This window comes from Streptomyces sp. NBC_00090 (genome assembly GCF_045160815.1).
GTDB lineage: Bacteria > Actinomycetota > Actinomycetes > Streptomycetales > Streptomycetaceae > Streptomyces.
In genome coordinates this window covers 637976-656847 of the sequence record NZ_CP108224.1, presented here as the reverse complement: position 1 = coordinate 656847, position 18872 = coordinate 637976, and the positions used below count along the sequence as shown (strand labels likewise).

Annotated in this window: 16 protein-coding genes; 7 read left to right on the top strand and 9 right to left on the bottom strand. The window is 74.7% G+C overall.

Annotated features, from left to right (window positions below; all coding sequences use genetic code 11):
• Positions 1 to 58 precede the first annotated feature (58 nt).
• The 4 genes from OG361_RS02945 to OG361_RS02930 all read right to left on the bottom strand — a co-directional run bounded on the left by OG361_RS02945 (position 59) and on the right by OG361_RS02930 (position 4220).
• Positions 59 to 565 carry a PIG-L deacetylase family protein gene (locus tag OG361_RS02945; RefSeq protein WP_405851696.1) on the bottom strand — a complete coding sequence of 169 codons (507 nt, stop codon included), beginning with the start codon at positions 563 to 565 and terminating at the stop codon, positions 59 to 61.
• A complete protein-coding gene (locus OG361_RS02940) occupies positions 538 to 2604 on the bottom strand; it encodes a glycosyltransferase (protein WP_405851694.1) in 2067 nt (688 codons plus the stop codon). The genes OG361_RS02945 and OG361_RS02940 overlap by 28 nt, the downstream gene beginning before the upstream one ends.
• Complete coding sequence (locus OG361_RS02935; RefSeq protein ID WP_405851693.1) at positions 2601 to 3314, bottom strand: hypothetical protein; 714 nt, start codon at positions 3312 to 3314, stop codon at positions 2601 to 2603. The genes OG361_RS02940 and OG361_RS02935 overlap by 4 nt, the downstream gene beginning before the upstream one ends.
• Before the next feature lie 90 nt (positions 3315 to 3404).
• Positions 3405 to 4220, bottom strand: a complete 816-nt coding sequence (locus tag OG361_RS02930) for a glycosyltransferase family 2 protein (protein ID WP_405851692.1) — start codon at positions 4218 to 4220, stop codon at positions 3405 to 3407.
• 201 nt (positions 4221 to 4421) lie between these two features.
• Between OG361_RS02930 and OG361_RS02925 the strand changes: the two genes are divergently transcribed.
• The 5 genes from OG361_RS02925 (at position 4422) to OG361_RS02905 (ending at position 11739) form a co-directional block, all read left to right on the top strand.
• A complete protein-coding gene (locus OG361_RS02925) occupies positions 4422 to 6263 on the top strand; it encodes a glycoside hydrolase family 15 protein (RefSeq protein ID WP_405851691.1) in 1842 nt (613 codons plus the stop codon).
• Positions 6264 to 6396: 133 nt separating this feature from the next.
• Positions 6397 to 7467, top strand: coding sequence for a phosphatase PAP2 family protein (locus OG361_RS02920; RefSeq protein WP_405851689.1), 1071 nt, complete (start codon positions 6397 to 6399; stop codon positions 7465 to 7467).
• 45 nt (positions 7468 to 7512) lie between these two features.
• Positions 7513 to 9735 (top strand): NADP-dependent isocitrate dehydrogenase, encoded by a 2223-nt coding sequence (locus tag OG361_RS02915; RefSeq protein ID WP_405851688.1) that lies wholly within the window; start codon positions 7513 to 7515, stop codon positions 9733 to 9735.
• A 120-nt stretch (positions 9736 to 9855) separates the two neighbouring features.
• Positions 9856 to 10146, top strand: coding sequence for a hypothetical protein (locus tag OG361_RS02910; protein WP_405851687.1), 291 nt, complete (start codon positions 9856 to 9858; stop codon positions 10144 to 10146).
• A 123-nt stretch (positions 10147 to 10269) separates the two neighbouring features.
• On the top strand, positions 10270 to 11739 hold the full coding sequence (locus tag OG361_RS02905; RefSeq protein WP_405851686.1) for a sigma-70 family RNA polymerase sigma factor: 1470 nt from the start codon (positions 10270 to 10272) through the stop codon (positions 11737 to 11739).
• Between the two features lie 72 nt (positions 11740 to 11811).
• Here the strand turns inward: OG361_RS02905 and OG361_RS02900 are convergent, their stop codons facing one another.
• The 4 genes from OG361_RS02900 to OG361_RS02885 all read right to left on the bottom strand — a co-directional run bounded on the left by OG361_RS02900 (position 11812) and on the right by OG361_RS02885 (position 16038).
• Entirely contained in the window at positions 11812 to 12927 is a 1116-nt protein-coding gene (locus OG361_RS02900) for a CAP domain-containing protein (RefSeq protein WP_405851684.1), read from the bottom strand.
• A 138-nt stretch (positions 12928 to 13065) separates the two neighbouring features.
• Entirely contained in the window at positions 13066 to 13938 is an 873-nt protein-coding gene (locus tag OG361_RS02895; protein WP_405851683.1) for a universal stress protein, read from the bottom strand.
• Between the two features lie 138 nt (positions 13939 to 14076).
• Positions 14077 to 15390: an acyl-CoA dehydrogenase gene (locus tag OG361_RS02890; protein ID WP_405851681.1), complete on the bottom strand. Its 1314-nt coding sequence runs from the start codon at positions 15388 to 15390 to the stop codon at positions 14077 to 14079.
• 192 nt (positions 15391 to 15582) lie between these two features.
• Positions 15583 to 16038 carry an RrF2 family transcriptional regulator gene (locus OG361_RS02885; protein WP_405851680.1) on the bottom strand — a complete coding sequence of 152 codons (456 nt, stop codon included), beginning with the start codon at positions 16036 to 16038 and terminating at the stop codon, positions 15583 to 15585.
• A gap of 458 nt (positions 16039 to 16496) precedes the next feature.
• Here OG361_RS02885 and OG361_RS02880 point away from each other — a divergent pair, with 458 nt between their 5' ends.
• Entirely contained in the window at positions 16497 to 17357 is an 861-nt protein-coding gene (locus OG361_RS02880) for a glutathione S-transferase C-terminal domain-containing protein (protein WP_405851679.1), read from the top strand.
• Between the two features lie 72 nt (positions 17358 to 17429).
• Here the strand turns inward: OG361_RS02880 and OG361_RS02875 are convergent, their stop codons facing one another.
• Complete coding sequence (locus OG361_RS02875) at positions 17430 to 18467, bottom strand: NAD-dependent epimerase/dehydratase family protein (protein WP_405851678.1); 1038 nt, start codon at positions 18465 to 18467, stop codon at positions 17430 to 17432.
• Between the two features lie 141 nt (positions 18468 to 18608).
• On the opposite strand from OG361_RS02875, the gene OG361_RS02870 reads away from it, so the two are divergent.
• Positions 18609 to 18851 (top strand): DUF5133 domain-containing protein, encoded by a 243-nt coding sequence (locus OG361_RS02870; protein ID WP_405851677.1) that lies wholly within the window; start codon positions 18609 to 18611, stop codon positions 18849 to 18851.
• Positions 18852 to 18872 lie beyond the last annotated feature (21 nt).

The following is an 18872-nucleotide window of genomic DNA, read 5'->3' as shown; positions in this document are numbered from 1 at the left end:
AGCGGCGAGGGCAGCCGGTACAGGGCCGGCCTGCCGTACGGGGGCCCGGATCGTCACGTCACACCCCCGGCGACTCGACGGTCTCGCCGACCGCGTGGAGCGTCTCGGCGTCGTGCGCGGAGTCCCGGCCACGGGAGAGGTGGAGCCGGTACGTCGGGTAGATGTGGGCCGGTTCGGGCAGGAGCCGGGCGAGCCGCTCCGTACCCGGACGGGGGCGCGGCAGCCGCCGGAACAGCCCGTCTACGAGGCCGACGTGACGCCGGCCGACCTCCAGCCGCTCCAGGACGTGCCGGTCCTCGGCCCGCCGGTCGGCGAAGAGCTCCTCGGCGTCACCCGCCCGCGTCCGCTTCAGGTACTGCCGGGCGGAGAGGGCGTACGGCGGCGGCGCGGCCTCCGTGAACAGCGTGGCGACCGTCACCGGGGCCCGCCGCCCCGCCCAGCCGAGCAGCGCTCCGCAGGACAGGACGGCGTCGTCCAGGTGCGGGGAGAGCACGAGGATGGGGGTGCCGGATCCGACGACGGTCCGGACGAAGCCGGTCAGCGGGTCGTCTGCCATGACTGCCATGACGCACCCCTATTCCTCGGCCGCCGTGCGGGGGCGGGCGCGTCCAGGAGCCGGTGGGCCAGGGCCAGGTAGCGGCCCGTCATCTCGTCCCGGGCGCGGCGCTGGGCGGCGAGCCTCGAGCGCCGCCCGAGGCGGCGCCGGAGCGCCGGGTCGACGGCCAGCTCGGCCATGCGCTCGCCGAAGGCCGCCACGTCGAACGGCGGCACGGCCACGTCGCCGCCGTCGCGCATCCAGCGCAGCGCGGGCAGGTCGAAGTGGAGGACGGGCTTGCCGTACGACATGCCTTCGAGGGCCACCGGGACGAAGGTCTCGTGACGGGAGGGCATCACCAGGAAGGCGCTGTCGCGCAGCAGTTGGCGCTTGAGCTCCTCCCCGGCGTACCCCACCCAGTGGATCCGGGGTTCGGGCCCCCGGGTGCGGGCGGCGACGAGCACCGCGAGCCGGCGCTCCTCGGCCGGCGTGCCACTGCCCGCGAGCAGCAGCTCCATCGGCGGCCGGGCCCGGTCGTAGGCGTCGAGGAGCAGGTCGAGGCCCTTGACGCGGGTGTCGATCCGCCCCAGGAAGAGGATGAACTGTCCGGTGCCGAGCCGGGATTCGTCGAGGTGGCGCGGCTCCACACCGTTGGCGATGACCTGGACGTCGGCCCGGGGGCTGAGCCGCCGGATCGCCGAACCGTCCGCCGCGTTCGGCGCCACGATGTGCCGGTAGCAGCGCAGCCCCAGCCGTTCGACCAGGAAGAACGGCACGTGGTGGCGGCGCCTCGGCGCCTCGGCGCTGCGGCCCTGGTCGATGCCGACGACCGGCGCGCGGGTGGCCAGGGGCAGGAAGCCGGTCGAGAACGGGGGAGTGAAACTCTCCAGCCACAGGTCGTGCCGGATGCGGCGGGCCACGAACGGCAGCAGCGTCAGGAACAGCAGCTGCCCGGCGCGCGGCCCCGCCCGGCGGACCGGCAGCCGCACGTACCGGACGCCGTCGCGGTCCTCGGTGCCGGCGCGGCGGCCCGCCGTCACGACCGTCACCCGGAAGTCCTTTGCGAGCCGGCGGGCCACCTCGCCGACCACCGGGGCGCCGCCGCCCCGCTCATCGGGGATACCGCCGGCGTCGTCGTAGCTCGACACCACCACGTGCCGGCGCGTGTCGGCCCCGTCGTGCGGACGGTCGGAGACTCGGGCTCCGTCGTCCGTGCGGTCGGAGACTCGGGCTCCGTCGTCCGTGCGGTCGGAGACTCGGGCTCCGTCGTCCGTGCGGTCGGAGACCTGGGCTCCGTCGTCCGTGCGGTCGGAGACCTGGGCCCCGTCGTCCGTGCGGTCGGAGACCCGGGCGCCGTCGTCCGGGCGGCCGGCGACTCGGGTCCTCCCGTCGGCGGCCCCGTTCCCGGGCTCCGCGGCCTGCGCCCGCAGGGCGTCGAGGACCTGTTCCAGGGCGGTGGACGCGATGAGTGAGGGGGCCCTCTCACCGTCGATCCGCGCCACCCGCGGCAACCGAACGGACCAGGCGCGGTAGCGGCCCCACCGGGCGGCCGGCGAACCGGCGGCCTTCTCCCGGCCGCGCCCCCGCGGCGTGTCGAGCCCGGTGTCCACGAGGAGCGTCAGACCGTACCGGTCGGCGATCCGGCGGAAGGCGTCCGCCGCCGGATCGCCGGGAGGCGGATCGAACTTCGCCAGCCCGTCCAGCGGCCCCTGGTCGGTCACGACGACGGCCGGCCCGCCGCGCGCCCGCGCGCTCGCCCTCAGCCGGGCCGCCGCGATCCGGACCCGCAGCTCGGTGGCGTCGAGGAAGGTGTGGGCACGGCGAGGCCGGGACCCCTGGCGCTCAGGATCCGAGGCCCGCCGAGCCCGCCCCTCACCCGGTTCCCCCTCTTCCCTCACAGGTGGCGAAACCGGGAACCTTCGGCACAGGAAGCAGCCGTAGCAGTGTGTGGTGACGACGGGGAGTCCCCGCTCGCCGAGCAGCGTCGCGAGCCTGCGGACCAGCGAGGACCTGGCCGCGTCGTCCGGGCCGGACACGGCCACCAGGAGGACGTCCTGTGTGCTCGTCATGACACCGGCCTCCGCGGCTTCTTGGCCACCACGAGCGGAACCCGCGGGGACGGCTCGCGGTTCGCCGGTCGGACGGGCACGGCCCGCAGGATCAGGGCGACCCGCCTCCGCGGCAGATGCGACGCGGCCGTCCCGTACACGCCGAACGTCTCGCTGCCGCGCACGACGCGGATCCCGCCGCGGTACTCCAGGGCGCGCGAGCCGGGGTACCGCGACGGGACGAGGGTGACGTGGGCGCCTGCCGCCGCGAACCGCCGGGCGATCTCCCGGAAGTACGCCTCGGCGTGGACGGGGGCAGGGGAGTCGGCGAGGCGCGCGAGCACGTCGAGCGTGCCGTCGGCGCCGTTGTCGTCGACGACGACCGCAGGGGACCGGGACCGCTCACCGCGGCCAGGGGCGGGCAGGTCCCCGGATCCGGCTGGGCCGTCGGATCCGGCTGGGCCGTCGGCGCCGCCGCGGCGCGGGGCGTGCGTGCGAACCGTGCGGGCGCGTCGGCGGCGGGCCGTCCCCCGGGGCCTGCGCGTCATGCGCCGGGGCGGAGGGGCGGCGCGGAGCCGGTCGGAGGCCCGGCGTGCCGGGTGTCCGGTCGGGCCGTGCGGGGAGGGGCGGACGGGAGAGCGCCGGGTGTCGGCGAGAGGCCAGTCGGTGACCCGCCGCAGGGGATGCGGAGCGGGTACCGCCGGCGCGCGGTTGATGTGGAGTGAGGTCACGACGAGCCTCTTCCGGCAACCGACCCCTACCGAGGGTCTGCTCAGTCCTGTCTTGCCCTGATATCTACTGAAGTGCTGCTCTCTCCACCCTTAGCTCCTCGGGGGTGTTTCGTCAACCGGAGAGGCGTCGGCGGAGCCGCGGGCGCGACGGAAGGACCCGTGCGCGAGCCGCGAGAGGGCGTTGCGCGGCCGTTCGTCGAGGAGCGTGCCGAGGATGCGGGCGCCGTCGCGGACCGTGCGCGGGTGTGACGGCCCGTGGCGGCGCGGCAGTTCACGACTGGGCACCTCGGCGACGCGCAGCCCGTAGTGCAGCGCGTGGGCCACGAGCTCGGCGCCGAGTTCGACACCGTCCTCGCGCAGGTCGAGGAGGTCGACGAAGCCGCGCCGGAACGCGCAGAATCCGTACCAGAGATCGGTGAGCTGCTGACCGTAGAGCCGGCGCGCGACCCGCAGCAGTGCGCGATGTCCCAGGCGCCGCGACAGTGGATAGTCGGCGACGGCCCCGCCCGCGATGAAGCGGGATCCCTTGACGAAATCGTATCCGCTCGCCAGGTAGTGCAGAAAATGCGGGATCTCGTACGGCGACATGCTGCCGTCGGCGTTCATCACGACGATCAGGTCCCCGTCGGCCGCGAGCAGCCCCGCGTGCGGAATGTCGCCCCGAGTGAAGTCCCATGCCCCGAGGGTGCGTACGGTCAGGCCGTCCCGTACGGCTCTCCGGCCCGGCGGTCCGCCGATCAGGACCACGTCCCGCACGGTCTCCGGCAGCTGGTCGAGGAGCCGGTCGAGAGTGGGTCCGGGGTCCCGCCCGTCCGGGCGGACCGTGAGGACCAGGCTCACCGTGGGCGGAGCGGGACCGGGTGTCCGGTCGGTCGACCGGCGCATGGGGTGCGCGTCGCTACTCATCGGTTCAGCCCTCCGCGCGACGAATCCGCGCATGCGGCGAACCCGCTATTTCAGAATCCTGCGCGGCACGCGATGCCGTCAAGGATCCGGGAAGGATATGCGGCCCATGGATAAGAAATACCGGGGTGAATCGACGGCGGTCGTCACCGGATTCCGTTCGCTCTTTCTGCGGGCGGCTTCTGAACGGCATACAATCCGCTTATGGCAGGGCGAATTGAGGACTACGCCCTCGTCGGTGACCTGGAGACGGCGGCGCTCATCGGGACCGACGGGTCCGTCGACTGGTGGTGCGCACCCCGCTTCGACTCGCCCGCCTGCCTCGCCGGCCTCCTCGGCGACCCCGGCCACGGCCGGTGGATCCTTGCCCCGGTCGGGGCGGGCCGCTGCGCGCGAAGGAGTTACCGGGGCGACACGCTCGTCCTCGACACCCTCTGGGAATCCCTTGCCGGGACCGTCCGGGTCACCGACTTCATGCCCCCACGCTCCCCGCTCGAAGGCGCGCCGAGGATCGTCCGCGTGGTCGAGGGGATCGCCGGACGGGTCGCCATGCGGGGGGAGTTGAGGGTTCGTTTCCACCACGGCAGCATCGTGCCGTGGACCCGCTCGGTGGACCGGCGCACCGTCGCCTCCGTCGCCGGGCCGGACGCCGCCTACCTCTCCTGCGCCCCCGGCACCGAACCCGTCGTCACCCCGGACCGCACCACCGTCGACTTCACCGTCGCGGCCGGGCAGCGCGCCGTCTTCGTCCTCGGCTGGCGCCCCTCGCACGCCGCCGCACCGCCCACCCCCTCGCCCGCCGAGCTCGACGCCACCCTCGTCCGCACGCTCGCCTTCTGGAACGACTGGGCCGCCGCGCTGCGCTACGAAGGGCCCGCGAGGGAAGCGGTCCTCCGCTCCCTCCTCACCCTCAAGGCCCTCACCTACGCCCCCACGGGCGGCGTCGTCGCGGCCGCCACCGCCTCCCTGCCCGAGTCCCTCGGCGGGGCGCGCAACTGGGACTACCGCTTCTGCTGGCTGCGCGACTCCACCTTCACCCTCTCCTGCCTGCTCCGCGGCGGATTCCGCCGGGAGGCGCTGGCCTGGATGAACTGGCTGCTCCGGGCCGTCGCGGGCGATCCCGCCGACCTCCAGCCGGTGTACGGGGTCGAGGGGCAGCGCCGGCTCCCCGAGACGTACGCCGACTGGCTGCCCGGCTACGAGGACTCACGCCCCGTCAGATTCGGCAACGCGGCCGTCGACCAGTTCCAGCTCGACATCTACGGCGAGGTGCTCAACACCGTCTACTCGGCGGTACGGTCCGGGATCGCCCTCGACCCGGCGGCCTGGGCCCTGGTGGCCGCACTCCTGGAGTACCTCGGCGAACGGTGGCCGGAACCCGACGAGGGGATCTGGGAAGTCCGGGGCCCGCGCCGTCACTTCGTCCACTCCAAGGTCATGGCCTGGGTCGCGGCCGACCGCGCCGTCCGCCTCGCCCGCGTCGCCGGACTGCGCGGCTCCGTAGGGCGCTGGCAGCGGCTGCGGCACGAGCTGCACGCGGAGATCTGCGCCCGCGGCTGGAGCGAGGAACAGCAGACCTTCACGCAGTACTACGGCAGCCGGGAGGTGGACGCCACCGCCCTGCTGATCCCCCGGCTCGGCTTCCTCCCCGCCGACGACCCCCGGGTCCTCGGCACCGTCAAGGCGATGGAACGGCTCGACGAGCACGGATTCCTCCGCCGGTACGGAGACGTCCGGGACGGCGGCACCCACGACCTCGACGACCTCGGCGGAACCGAAGGATCCTTCGTCGCCTGCACGTTCTGGTACGCCGACGCCCTCGCCGCGACCGGCCGCCCCGACGAGGCGCGGACCGTCTTCGAGCGGGTCCTCTCCATTCGCAACGACGTCGGACTGCTCGCCGAGGAGTGGGACCCGGTGGCCGGCCGCCAGCTCGGCAACACCCCGCAGGCGCTCAGCCACGTGGCCCTGGTCAACACGGCCTTCACGCTCTACGGAACGCGCCGCCACGACCGTGCCGCCCCCCGCCCTCTCGCGGTGGCGTGATCGCGCCCACCTCCGGCCACCCGAGCAGCGCCCCACCAGGCCCTTCCCACGCAGCGCCCCCACCAGGCCCTTCGGCGTGTCGTTCGGGTGCGTCCAGCGGGCGGGCCCGCCGCGCGTGGGTTCGAATCGGGGCATGGCTTCCTACGACAGGCTCCGCGCCGGCGGCTCCCCGAGGCCGCTGGAGACCGGCGACACCTGGTGGTACGCCGCCGTGGCCGGCGAGGCCGCCGGCTCCTTCAGCACCAGGGTCCGCACCCGGACCCGGCGTGCCTGCCTCGGGGCCGTCCTCCTCCTCACGGTCGTCTACGCGGGCCTCGTGCTCACCGCGACCGGCCGCCGCTGGGGTGACGCCGCCCTCACCGGGCGGCGCGCCGACACCGCCGCCACCACCCTGCTCCGCGAGCACCCCTCGCTCGCCGGGCTCACCACGCTCTCCCTCGTCCTCGGCGGCGTCCTGCTGCTCGCCGTCGGCCTGCTGCGCAAGCGGTACGCGCTCACCGGGGCCGTCGCCGGCGCCCTCGTCACCGCCGTCGCCCTCATCGGGCTGCTCCAGCGGTACGCGCCGAGGCCCCGGCTCCTCGACACCGTCGGGGCCGTCGTCCCGAGCGGCTTCCCCAGCGCGCAGACCGCCCTCGCCCTCGGCATCGCCTTCGGCCTCGCCCTCGTCGTCCCCCACCGGCTGCGCGGCCCCACCGTGGCCGCGGCCACGCTCTGGGCCGGCGCCGTCGGCGCGTACACCGTCGCGGCGGGCGATCACCGTCCCGGCGACGTGATCGCCGCCACCCTGGTCGTCCTCGCCGTCTACTCCGGTCTGCTCGCCCTCCTCGCCCGCAAGGGCAAGGTCCGACCCGCCCCGCGCAGCCCCCTGCCGCAGACCCTCCTCGCGACCGTCCCGCTCGCCGTCCTGGCCGTCGCCGGGCTCGGAGCGGGCCTCTGGCTGCTCGGCGACACCCTCTCGCTGCCCGCCGCCGCCCCCTACGACCCGGCCGAGCTGCGGCTCGCCCACCGCTGCGGGCAGGCCCTCGCCCTGGGCGTGACCGCCGCCGCGGGACTGCTCCTGCTCGCGCTGCTGCGCCGCGTCGACGTGGACGGGGCCCCCGCCCCGTACCGGCTCGGCGGCCCCTTCGTGGAGGCCGCCGGGGTGCCCCGCGACGGTGAGCTCGTGGGGCCCTTTACGGAGGACGGCGATCACGAGATATCTTGATGTCGAGCAATCTCGCATACGCAGACGTGGAGCTGGAGAACCCTGGTGACTGACTCGACCATCATCTACACCCACACTGACGAGGCGCCCGCCCTGGCGACGTACTCGTTCCTGCCCGTGATCCAGGCGTATGCCTCGCAGGCCGGCGTCACGGTCGAGACGCGGGACATCTCCCTCGCGGGCCGCATCATCGCCGTCTTCCCGGAGTTCCTGGAGGAGGGCCAGCGCATCGCCGACGCCCTCTCGGAGCTCGGTGACCTGGCGAAGACCCCGGGCGCCAACATCATCAAGCTGCCGAACGTCTCGGCGTCCATCCCGCAGCTCAAGGCCGCGGTCGCCGAGCTCCAGGCGCAGGGCTACGCCCTCCCGGACTACCCGGACGACCCGCAGACGGACCAGGACAAGGACGTCCGCGCCCGTTACGACAAGATCAAGGGCTCGGCCGTCAACCCGGTCCTGCGCGAGGGCAACTCGGACCGCCGCGCCCCCGGCTCGGTGAAGAACTACGCCAAGAACCACCCGCACCGCATGGGCGCCTGGACCCCCGAGTCGAAGACGAACGTCGCCACCATGAGCGACAACGACTTCGCCTCCACGGAGAAGTCCGTCGTCGTCACCAAGGACGACACCCTGCGCTTCGAGTTCACCGCCGCCGACGGCACCACCTCCGAGCTCCGCGAGCCGCTGAAGGTCATCGCCGGCGAGGTCGTCGACGCCGCCGTCATGCGCGCCGCCGCCCTGCGCACCTTCCTCAGCGAGCAGGTCGCCCGCGCCAAGGCCGAGGACGTGCTCTTCTCCGTGCACCTCAAGGCCACGATGATGAAGGTCTCCGACCCGATCGTCTTCGGCCACGTCGTGCGCGCCTTCTTCCCGCAGACCTTCGCCAAGTACGGCGAGGCGCTCGTCGCCGCCGGTCTCTCCCCGAACGACGGCCTCGGCACCGTCCTCAAGGGCCTGGACTCCGTCCCGCACCTGGGCGAGGAGATCAAGGCCTCCTTCGAGGCCGAGCTCGCCGCGGGCCCCGCCCTGGCGATGGTCGACTCCGACAAGGGCATCACCAACCTGCACGTGCCGTCCGACGTCATCGTCGACGCCTCGATGCCGGCCATGATCCGCACCTCCGGCCACATGTGGGGCCCGGACGGCCAGGAGGCCGACACCCTCGCGGTCCTCCCGGACCACAGCTACTCGGGCGTCTACCAGGTCGTCATCGACGACTGCCGCGCCCACGGCGCCTTCGACCCGTCGACCATGGGCTCCGTCCCGAACGTCGGCCTCATGGCGCAGAAGGCCGAGGAGTACGGCTCCCACGACAAGACCTTCGAGATCGCCGCGGCCGGCACCGTCCGCCTCGTCGACTCCGAGGGCAACGTCGTCCTGGAGCAGGAGGTCGCCGAGGGCGACATCTTCCGCGCCTGCCAGACCAAGGACCTGCCCATCCAGGACTGGGTCAAGCTCGCCGTCACCCGCGCCCGCGCCACCGGCGCCCCGGCCGTCTTCTGGCTGGACGCCGCGCGCGCCCACGACGCCCAGCTGATCGCCAAGGTCGAGCAGTACCTGCCGGAGCACGACACCGAGGGCCTGGACATCAAGATCCTGTCCCCGGTCGAGGCCACCAAGTTCTCCCTGGAGCGCATCCGCCGCGGCGAGGACACCATCTCGGTCACCGGCAACGTCCTCCGCGACTACCTGACCGACCTCTTCCCGATCCTGGAGCTGGGCACCAGCGCCAAGATGCTGTCGGTCGTCCCGCTGATGGCGGGCGGCGGCCTCTTCGAGACCGGCGCCGGCGGCTCCGCCCCGAAGCACGTCCAGCAGCTCGTCAAGGAGAACTACCTCCGCTGGGACAGCCTCGGCGAGTTCTTCGCCCTGGCCGCCAGCTTCGAGCACCTCGCGACCACCACGGGCAACTCCCGTGCCCAGGTCCTCGCCGACACCCTCGACCGCGCCACCGGCACCTTCCTCAACGAGGACAAGTCGCCGACCCGTCGCCTCGGTGGTATCGACAACCGCGGCAGCCACTTCTACCTGGCCTTCTACTGGGCCCAGGAGCTGGCCGCCCAGACCGAGGACGCGGAGCTGGCCAAGGCCTTCGCCCCGCTCGCCGAGACGCTGGCCGCCAACGAGCAGAAGATCGTCGACGAGCTCGTCGCCGTCCAGGGCTCCCCGGCCGAGATCGGCGGCTACTACCAGCCCGACCCGGCCAAGGCCGCGGCCGTGATGCGCCCGTCCGCCACCTTCAACGAGGCCGTCGCGTCCCTCGCCTGATCCGGCGCACGACTCGGTCGCCCGCCCCGGCGGACGACCCGTGCCGCCCCGGCCGGAAGGATTCCGGCCGGGGCGGTCCCGTCGGTGGCGCATCCGCCGTTCGGGTGTGAACCTGGATGGATGAGCTGGGCATCTTGGACGACCGCCGGTGTTTACACCGGGCGAGGTGGGGTGCTGACCGACGAGGCCGGCGTCGTGACGGGCGATGTGACCGTGCACACGACCTGGGCCGAGGACGAAGCACGCGTGGCCGTGCAGTACAGCGGCGCGTCCGACTGGTTCACCATGTCGGGCAGTCCCGTTCCGTGCGCGTCGGAGGAGGAGAGCCGCGACCTCCACGAGGCCGTGGTGGAGGCCGTCCGGGAAGGGAGGGGGGCCACCGTCCCGTCCCTGCCGCGACCACAGGTGTAGTCGCGGCCGCGGCTCCGGTCGAAGAAGTCCGCGACACGTACGGCAAGAAGTGTTATCCCTCCCGCGCCCACGGGTCTCCGAACGACGGGGGACTCGAACCATGGACGTTGAGGGAGCAGAACCATGCACAGCGACGAGCGCCGCACCACCGCGCTGGTGGAGGCGGCCCGGGCCGGTGACGCGCACGCCAGGGACGAGCTGGTACGCGCGTACCTGCCCCTCGTCCACAACATCGTCGGCCGGGCCCTCGACGGACACGCCGACACCGACGACATCGTCCAGGAGACGATGGTCCGCGCCCTCGACGGCCTCACCGGCCTCCGCGACCCGGCCCGCTTCCGCTCCTGGCTCGTCGCCATCGCCATGAACGCGATACGCCGCCGCTGGCACGAACACCGGCGGGCGCCCGTGCCCGGCCTCGACCGGGCCGCCGACCTCGCCGACCCGGCCGGCGACTTCACCGAGCTCACCATCCTCCGCCTCGGCCTCTCCGGACAGCGCCGCGACGTGGCCCGCGCCACCCGCTGGCTCGACGACGAGGACCGTGAACTCCTCTCCCTGTGGTGGCTGGAGGCCGCCGGGGAGCTGACCCGCGCCGAACTCGCCGAGGGCCTCGGCGTCTCCCCGCAGCACGCCGCCGTCCGGATCCAGCGGATGAGGGAACGCCTGGAGACCGGCCGGGCCGTGGTCCGGGCCCTCGCCGCCGACCCGCCGTGCCCCGGACTGGGGGAGACCCTCACCGCCTGGGACGGCCGCCCCTCACCCCTCTGGCGCAAACGGGCCGCCCGCCACCTGCGCACCTGCGCCGCCTGCACCGGCCAGGTGGCCGGCCGCCGCGGTCTCGCCCCCGTCGAGAGCCTGCTCGTCGGCATCGGCCTCGTACCACCGCTCGCGGCGGCGACCGTGGCCGGCCGGAGCGCCGAACCCATCGCCGCCGAACCGGTGGGCCGGTGGACACCGGTCCGACGCGCCTGGCTCGCCGGGGCCGCGGCCGTCGCCGTCATCGGCGCCGTCGCCCTGCTCGTACCGGGGCAGGAGGAGATACGGACGACACCCGACCGGCCCCGGGCCGCGCCCCCGGCGGTCGTACCCGCGACCACCACGGCCGCTCCGGCCGTCCCCAGCACCCCGGCGGCCACCGTCACCACCCCGGCGCCCACGACCCGCACCCCCGCGCCGCCGCGCACCGCGCGGCCCAGCCCCACACCGGCCGCCGAGGAGCGGCTGACCTCGGCGGTCAACCGGCTCCGCGCGGCGGCGGGTTGCGCCCCTCTGCGGAGCGACCCGCGCCTGGTGGAGGCGGCCCGCGGCTACGCCCGCGACATGGCCGCGCGGGGCTACTACGGGCACAGCAGCCCGGAGGGGGATTTCGCGGACGCGCGGATCACCGCCGCCGGATACGACTGGAGCGCCTGGGCCGAGAACCTGGCGCGCGGTACGAGGGACCCGGCGGACGTCGTCGAGAGCTGGACCGACGGGGCGATGCACGAGGAGAACATGCTGGACTGCCGCTACCGGGACACCGGCGTGGCGTCGGCGCGCGGCCCCGGCGGCACGATCTGGGTGCAGAAGCTCGCGGCCCCCGCCTCCTGATCCCCGCCGGCCGGCGAGCGCCCCGGAGGCGAACCCGAGCCGGTGGCCGAAGGGGCGCGCCGGGGCGGCGGCTCAGCGCTTGACGCCGAAGTTCTGTACCCACCAAGGGCCGTTGGCGGTGAGGGTCACCCCGACGCCGATGTCCTTGAAGGAGCAGTTGAGGATGTTCTCGCGGTGGCCGGGGCTGTTCATCCAGTCCTCCATCGCCCGGACCGGGGTCCTCGGTCCGCGATGGATGTTCTCGCCCCACGTCGACCACGCGTACCCGGCGCCCGTCATGCGGTCGCCCGCGTCACGGCCCTCCGGGCTGTCGTGCTCGTAGTAGTCGCGCGCGGCCATGTCGTCGGCGTGCCCCTGGGCGGCGGTCCGCAGATGGGTCTCCGCGCGGAGCGGACCACAACCGGCCTTCTCGCGCTCGGTGTTGGCGAGGGCGACGACCTCCTGGACGAACTCCGAGACCTTCCCGGCAGCCTCGCCCCCGGCCGCGTCGCCCGGCTGCCGCTCCGGCTCGGGCCGGGGAACGGGCTGCCGCTCCGAGGCGGGCGTCGCGGCGGACTCCGGCGCGGACACCGGCGTCGACCGCCCCTTCGACTCCCCCTTCGCGTCCGGCCGCGCCACCGGCTCCGGGGACGCGGTCCGGGCCGCCACCGTCCTCACCGCGGCCCGGGCCGGCGCGGGCGCGGTCGAGGGGGCGGAGGGAGGCGGGGCGGTCGGCGCGGCCGCCCGCACCGCGCCGCCCGCGCCGCGCGCGGAGGACGTGGAGGACGCGGAGGACGCCGCGTCCGCGACTCCGGTGGGATCGGGGACGGCGGAGGGTGCCCCGGCGGCCGAGGGACCGGCGGCCGGGGCGGCCACGTACACCCCGGCCGCCACCGTCATCACGAGGGCCGCGGCCCCGGCGGCGGTGACGGCCGTACGGAACGGGGGACGCTTCGGAGCGCGCCGCCGCGCCCCGCCGCCCTTGCGATGCCGCCCGCCGTCCCGGACGGAACGTTCGGAGCGGCCCCGGCGCTCGGAGGGGTCCGGGCGCGTGGAGGGGTCGGAGCGCCCGGAGGGGTCCCGGCGCTCGGAAGGGTCGGAGCGCGCGGGGCGTTCGAGGTACTCGACCCGTTCGGTACGGTCGAGGCGTTCAGGGTCTTGAAGGTCTTCAGGGTCTTCGGGGTGACCGGGATGGTCGTGGTGCCGCATGGGGCTCCGCTCTCTCGCCGAGGTCGCCGGAGGGTCCGGCGCTGGGAGAGCCACCGGGGCGACGGCGGTAACACTTTCCGGCCCCGGCCGCCCCGACACACCTCGTCAACCCGACGCGTCAACCCAGGTCGGAGCCTTTCAGTCCTGCGGGACGACCGCCACCGGGCAGGGCGCGAGATGGAGCGCCGCGTGCGCCACCGAGCCGATGCGCGGCCCGATCGCGCCCCGCTTGGCCCGCCGGCCGACCACCAGGAGCTGGGCGGCCCCCGACGCGGAGAGCAGCACCTGCCCCGCGCTGCCCAGTTCGACGTGCTCGCTCACCGGCACCTCCGGGTACCGCTCCCGCCACGGTGCCAACGCCTCGCGCAGCGCCTTCTCCTCGTACGGGACGAGCCCGCCGGCCTCGTCGGCGAGCCGCATCGACGCCGGGCTGTACGCGTAGAGGGGCGGCAGGTTCCAGGCCCGGACGGCCCGCACGGCCGCCCCGCGCGCGGCGGCGGTCGCGAAGGCGAAGCCGAGCGTCGCGGCGCTGTCCTCCGGGTCGCCGTGCTGGCCGACGAGGACGTCCCCCACCGGTGGTTCGGCGGGCTGGCCGTCGCGGGACCTGACGGCCACCACGGGACGGGTGGCCGCTGCGATGATCTGCTGCCCGTACGAGCCCAGCAGGAAGCCGGCCACGGCCCCGTGGCCGCGCGAGCCGATGACGAGCAGCTCGGCCCGCTCCTCGGCGCCGAGCAGTGCCGCGACCGGGGTGTCAGGGATGACCTCGGCCGTGAGGGCGACCTCCGGGTGGCGTCGCGCGACCGTCGCCCGGGCCTCCTCCAGGACCTCGTCGGCGATGCGCTCCTGGCCCGCGCGGTCCTGGACCAGGGGGATGTCGAGGGGCTCCCAGCGCCAGGCGTGGGCGAGCCGCAGCGGGAGCCCCCGGTGGAGGGCCTCGCGCGCGGCCCAGTCGGCGGCGGCGAGACTCTCCGGGGAACCGTCCACTCCTGCGACGATCTCACGACTCATCGGGCTGCCTCCATCGGTAGCGTGCCGGGCCCACCGGGGTTGCCGGGCCCTCCTCCCTCCAGCTTGGGCCCAAGGACGGGCCGACGAAAGGGACGGACGTCCCGACATGCCGGACCGTCGGCCGCCTCTGCCGAACCGTCAGGCCGGCAGGGTGAGCCGGGCGTGGGTGCCGTTGAGGTAGTGGTCGCCGATGTCGCGGAGCCGGTGGGCCGGCCGCGTGTGGGCGGTGAGTGCGCGGGCATTGCGCCAGAAGCGGTCGAAGCCCGGTCCGCCGCTCCGGGCGTCGGCGCCCTCCGCGCCGTCGACGAGTTCGAGGACACGGGTGGTGATGTGGACGGCGGCCCGGCCGGTGAGCGTCTCGGCCGCGGAGACCAGGACGGCGATGTCGGCCCGTTCCTCCGGGCTCAGCTCGGGCCCGGCGAGCAGCCCGCGGACCAGGGCGTCCGTCGCCCGCTCCACCACCGCCGAGGCGGCGTGCGCGGCCGTGGCCAGCTCCCCGTAGGCGAGGAGGAGGTAGGGGTCGTCCCCCGTGCCCACCGGATCGGTGGTGGCGGCGGTCCGCCCGTTTCTCGCCGGGGGCGCCGGGACCGGTCCGGCCTGCCCGGCGCGGCTGATGTCCCGGGCCTCCGCGAGCGCCCCCTCGGCGATGCCGAGCCCGACCTGGACGAGGAGCAGCCGCAGGGCGAGCGGGGCGAGGGTGGCGAACGGGGTGACGGTGTGTTCGTCGTGGGGGAGGACGCCGAGGACGTGCGCGGCCGGGACCGGGACGTGGTCGAAGGTGACGGTGCCCGCGCCGGCGAGGCGCTGCCCGACCCGGTCCGTACCGGCGTCGGTGAAGACCCCGGGATGCGCCGGGTCCACCAGGACGATCAGCCAGTCGCCGGTCCCGCCGGGCCGCGCGCCGACGACCAGCCGGTCGGCCACGGTGACCCCGGAGGCGAAGGTGCGACGCCCGTCGAGGATCCAGCCGTCCTCGGCGGGGGTGAGCACGAGGCCGGGGTCGGTCCCGGTGAGCGGCGGTTCGACGCCGCCGGCGAGCAGCCAGCGCTCCTCCGCCGTACACGCGTCGAGTGCGGTCGTCGCGCCGGCCTCCCGCGCCGGGCCGAAGAAGCGGCTGCTCCAGGACAGGACGTAGTGGTGGGCGAGGAGTTCGCCGATGGAGCTGTCGGCGGCGGAGATCTCCCGGACGATCGCGGACGCGGCCCGCCAGTCGGCGCCCCGCGGGTTCGCTCCCGGCGCCGTGAGGAGGGCCGGCAGCCCCGCCTCCTGGAGCCGGGCGACCTCGTCGAAGGGGGCCTTTCCCGCGCGGTCCCTGGCGGGCGCGTCGACGGCGAGGTCGTCGGCGAGTTCGCGGGTGACGCGGGGCCAGATCTCGTCGTCCGCGGGCCGGTCGGCCGGTGCCGAAACGATGCGTATCGCGCTTCTCCTGGCCGCTTTCCTTGGTGTGCTCACGTCACCTCACCCGATCCCTCGTATCCCCACTGGAATGATAGGGATAGTGGCAGAGGTCGTCGCCGACCCCCAAGGGGCGTCCGGAAGCTGGACATGGGCGTCTTGATCAGTGAGACGGAGTCAAGTCCGCGCAGCTCGTGAAGGGTTGATTCCGCCGGTCCGTTGCCGGGTCGAGATCCGCGGGACGGACCGTCAGGGGTTGGTCCACGACTCCGGGTCGTCCGCGAGCGCGGTGATGGCCGCCGGCAGCTCCGCCGCCGCCACCTCCGCGAGCGACACCCCCAGCACCTCGCGCACACTGGCCCGGAGCGCGATCCACAGCGTGAGCAGCGACTCGGCGGGCCCCGTGTACGACAGGTCCGGCGGCCGCTCGCCGCGTACGGAGACCAGCGGGCCCTCCACGCAGCGGATGACGTCCGCGACCGAGATCGTCTCCGCGGGCCTGGCCAGCCAGTAGCCGCCGTTGCCGCCGCGCTGGCTCTGGACGAGCCCGCCCTTGCGCATGTCGCCGAGGATGCCCTCCAGGAACTTGTGCGAGATCCCCTGGACTTCGGCGATCGCCTCGGCCTTCAGCGGCCCCGAGTCCCGGGCGGCGGCGAGCTGGAGGGCGGCCCGCACCGCGTAGTCGGCCCTGGCTGAAATGCGCATGCGCGCATTATTCCGCACGCGCCCCACCGCGTCCGTGCGCCCGGCGGTCGGCGCGTCCGCACCCTTGACGCCGCGCCCGACCGGCCGGAGACTCGTCAAGGGAAAACCGAGCGAACAGGTAGGGAACCATGGGACTCACCGGCCGGCGGGACACCTCGCACGCCGCGCCCCTCCCTCGCCCCCTGCCCCTCACGTCCCGCCGTCACATCGATCTGCTGCGGGTCTGCAGCGCCGCGAGTCGCCGACACCGCCGGGGCGTCCACCCCGTCCGCTGAGCCGCCCCGCCCCGCCGCCCGTACCGGCGCCAGGGCAGGACGCGCACCTCGCCGCGGTCCGCCGTCTCCTTCCCGTACCTCTGCTGCCTCCGGGCCCGCCCGGCCGGTCCCGCCGTCGCGCCGAGCGACCGCCACCGCCGTGCACCGCCCCGACCCAGCACCGAGCACCCTCAAGGGAGAAGCATGTCCGTCGTCCCGTCCTCGCTCCTGCCCACCTACGCCCGGCCCGCCTTCCGCGGCCGGATCGGCCGCGACGTCCGCAGCGGCCACTACGCCGTACCGCACCGCTACCGGCTCCATCTGGCACCGTCAGGACCGGGCTGTCTCGGCCTCGCCCTGACCCACGCCCTCCTCCGCCTCGACGACACGCTCCCGCTCACCGTCCTCCCCGAGACCCCCGACACGCCCGAGGGCGGGTACACCGCGCTCCGCCCGCTGTACGAGGCGAGCGCCTACCTGTACGAAGGTCCCGCCGCCCCGCCCGTACTGAGCGACGGCTGGACCGGTCGGATCGTCAGCACCCACGCCCCCGACATCCTGCGGGACCTCGCCCTGCGCTTCCGCGGCGACGGACCCGACCTGCTGCCCGAGGAGTACCGGGGCGAGATCGAGGCCATCGCCGACCTGTGCGAGCGGAGCATCAACGGGGCCGCGCAGCGCGCCGGGGAGCTGGGCCTCGACGGCGAGTCCGCCCACCGGGACCCGCTCGCCGTCCTCTTCGCGGCGCTCGGCTCCCTGGAGCGCCGGCTCACCGACCGTGCGTACGTGCTCGGCGACGGGCCGACCGCCGCCGACGTGCACGTCTGGGTCACCCTCGTCCAGCTCGACACCGTCCACCGCTGGCACCTCGACGCCGCCGCGATGGACCGGGTCGCCGGACACCCGGCGCTCTGGGCGTACGCCCAACGCCTCGCCGCCCGCCCCGAATTCGCCCGCCACCTCGACATCGACGCCGTACTGCGCCGCCACCGCTCCCACTGCCGGGGCCGCGAGGCCGCGGGCGCCGCGATCCGGCTCGTCGACTGGTCCGCACCCCCGCGCTGACCCCGGCGCCGACCACCCGCGCAAGCTCGCGACCCGACCGCCCCGCGCCGACCGCCCGGTGCCCGATTCCCGTCAGCCGATGCGGTGGCCGGCCAGGGGTGCCGTCTCGTCGCCCGAGCCCGCGCGGACCCCACGGAGGAACGCCTCCAGGGCCTCCACCGAGCTCGCCGACGGCTCCCACTCCAGCTCCCGCCTGGCCCGCTCGGTGGCGAGAAGCGGCGACTGCAGCAGCGCGTCGAAGAGCCCGGGGGAGGCCGGGGCGAGCCGCAGCCGCCACGCCGCCGACAGCGCGCCGCGGACCGCGCCCGCCGGGACCTTCACCGGCCGGGCGTGCAGCAGCCGGCCCAGGATCTCGGCGTCGACCACCGGCTCCGCGGCCAGGTTGAACGCGCCGCGGACGTCCCGGAGGAGCACCCTCCGGTAGGCGTCCGCGGCGTCCTCGGTGTGCAGGACCTGGAAGCGGAGCCCCTCGAACTCCGGCAGCAGCGGCAGCAGTTCCGGCCGCAGCAGCTGACCGGGGAAGAACCGGCCCGCGAAGATCCGCCGCTGTCCGCTCGCCGACTCCTCCTTGAAGAGGAACGCCGGGCGCATCCGGACCACCCGGGTCAGGGGATGGTCGCGCTCGAAGGTGTCGAGGACCCGTTCCAGATAGGCCTTCTCCCGGGTGTAGGCGGCGCCCGGCCAGCCGTGCGTCGGCCAGGCCTCGGACACGGGCGCGCCGCCCACCGGACCGGGGGAGTACGCCCCCACCGAGGAGGCGTGCACGAGCACCGGCACCCGCGCCGCCGCGACCGCGTCGAAGACCCGCACCGCGCCCAGGACGTTGGTCCGCCAGGTCTCCACCGGATCGTGGGTCGGCCCGAACCTCCAGGCCAGGTGGACGACCGAGTCCGCGTCCGCCACGTACTGCGCGAGCCGCGGCTCGTCGCCCTCCCGGGAGAGGTCCACCTCGGCCCACTCCACGCCGGGAAGCTCCAGCGCGGGCCTGCGGCGCGCGAGCCCGAGGACGGAGCCGACCCGTGGCTCGCGGGCCAGTGCCCGTACCAGACTCGTACCGACATTGCCGGTGGCGCCCGTGACGACCACCCGCTGTTGCGTGCTCGGGTTCATGTCTCCGACCCTCCGCCATGGGCGGCGGAAGCGCACTCCGGAACCCGTTCCGTCACACAGGGTGCCCACGCGGGTCGCGAGCGTGGCCGACGGCCGGGAGGATGGGGCGACGCAGGTGAGAGCAGGAGACAGGAGTGCGCCATGCTGCTGCCCGACAGGAACACGATCGACCGGCTGCTCCGGCACTACCGCACCCAGGAGCGGTCCGTGCTCGCCCGGCCGTGCGACCTGTCGGCCCGCCGGCGCTTCGAGGACACGGCGTACACCCTCTGCGTCCTGATGGGAGAGCGCACCGCCCACGCAGCGGTCAGCGCGGCCGAACGGTACGTCGCCCAGGGCGGCCCCGCATCCCGGCAGGCCCTGGAGGGGCTGCCGGGGGCCTGATCGATTCCCGCACGCGCCGCG

What these genes read in the sequence shown, in the direction of transcription:
- OG361_RS02895 (WP_405851683.1), bottom strand. Translation starts at nt 13,938, where the DNA reads ATGAGTCGTGAGATCGTCGCAGGAGTGGACGGTTCCCCGGAGAGTCTC.
- OG361_RS02910 (WP_405851687.1), top strand. Translation starts at nt 9,856, where the DNA reads ATGAGCTGGGCATCTTGGACGACCGCCGGTGTTTACACCGGGCGAGGT.
- OG361_RS02905 (WP_405851686.1), top strand. Translation starts at nt 10,270, where the DNA reads ATGCACAGCGACGAGCGCCGCACCACCGCGCTGGTGGAGGCGGCCCGG.
- OG361_RS02925 (WP_405851691.1), top strand. Translation starts at nt 4,422, where the DNA reads ATGGCAGGGCGAATTGAGGACTACGCCCTCGTCGGTGACCTGGAGACG.
- OG361_RS02875 (WP_405851678.1), bottom strand. Translation starts at nt 18,467, where the DNA reads ATGAACCCGAGCACGCAACAGCGGGTGGTCGTCACGGGCGCCACCGGC.
- OG361_RS02900 (WP_405851684.1), bottom strand. Translation starts at nt 12,927, where the DNA reads ATGCGGCACCACGACCATCCCGGTCACCCCGAAGACCCTGAAGACCTT.
- OG361_RS02940 (WP_405851694.1), bottom strand. Translation starts at nt 2,604, where the DNA reads ATGACGAGCACACAGGACGTCCTCCTGGTGGCCGTGTCCGGCCCGGAC.
- OG361_RS02930 (WP_405851692.1), bottom strand. Translation starts at nt 4,220, where the DNA reads ATGAGTAGCGACGCGCACCCCATGCGCCGGTCGACCGACCGGACACCC.
- OG361_RS02920 (WP_405851689.1), top strand. Translation starts at nt 6,397, where the DNA reads ATGGCTTCCTACGACAGGCTCCGCGCCGGCGGCTCCCCGAGGCCGCTG.
- OG361_RS02885 (WP_405851680.1), bottom strand. Translation starts at nt 16,038, where the DNA reads ATGCGCATTTCAGCCAGGGCCGACTACGCGGTGCGGGCCGCCCTCCAG.
- OG361_RS02880 (WP_405851679.1), top strand. Translation starts at nt 16,497, where the DNA reads ATGTCCGTCGTCCCGTCCTCGCTCCTGCCCACCTACGCCCGGCCCGCC.
- OG361_RS02945 (WP_405851696.1), bottom strand. Translation starts at nt 565, where the DNA reads ATGGCAGTCATGGCAGACGACCCGCTGACCGGCTTCGTCCGGACCGTC.
- OG361_RS02870 (WP_405851677.1), top strand. Translation starts at nt 18,609, where the DNA reads ATGCTGCTGCCCGACAGGAACACGATCGACCGGCTGCTCCGGCACTAC.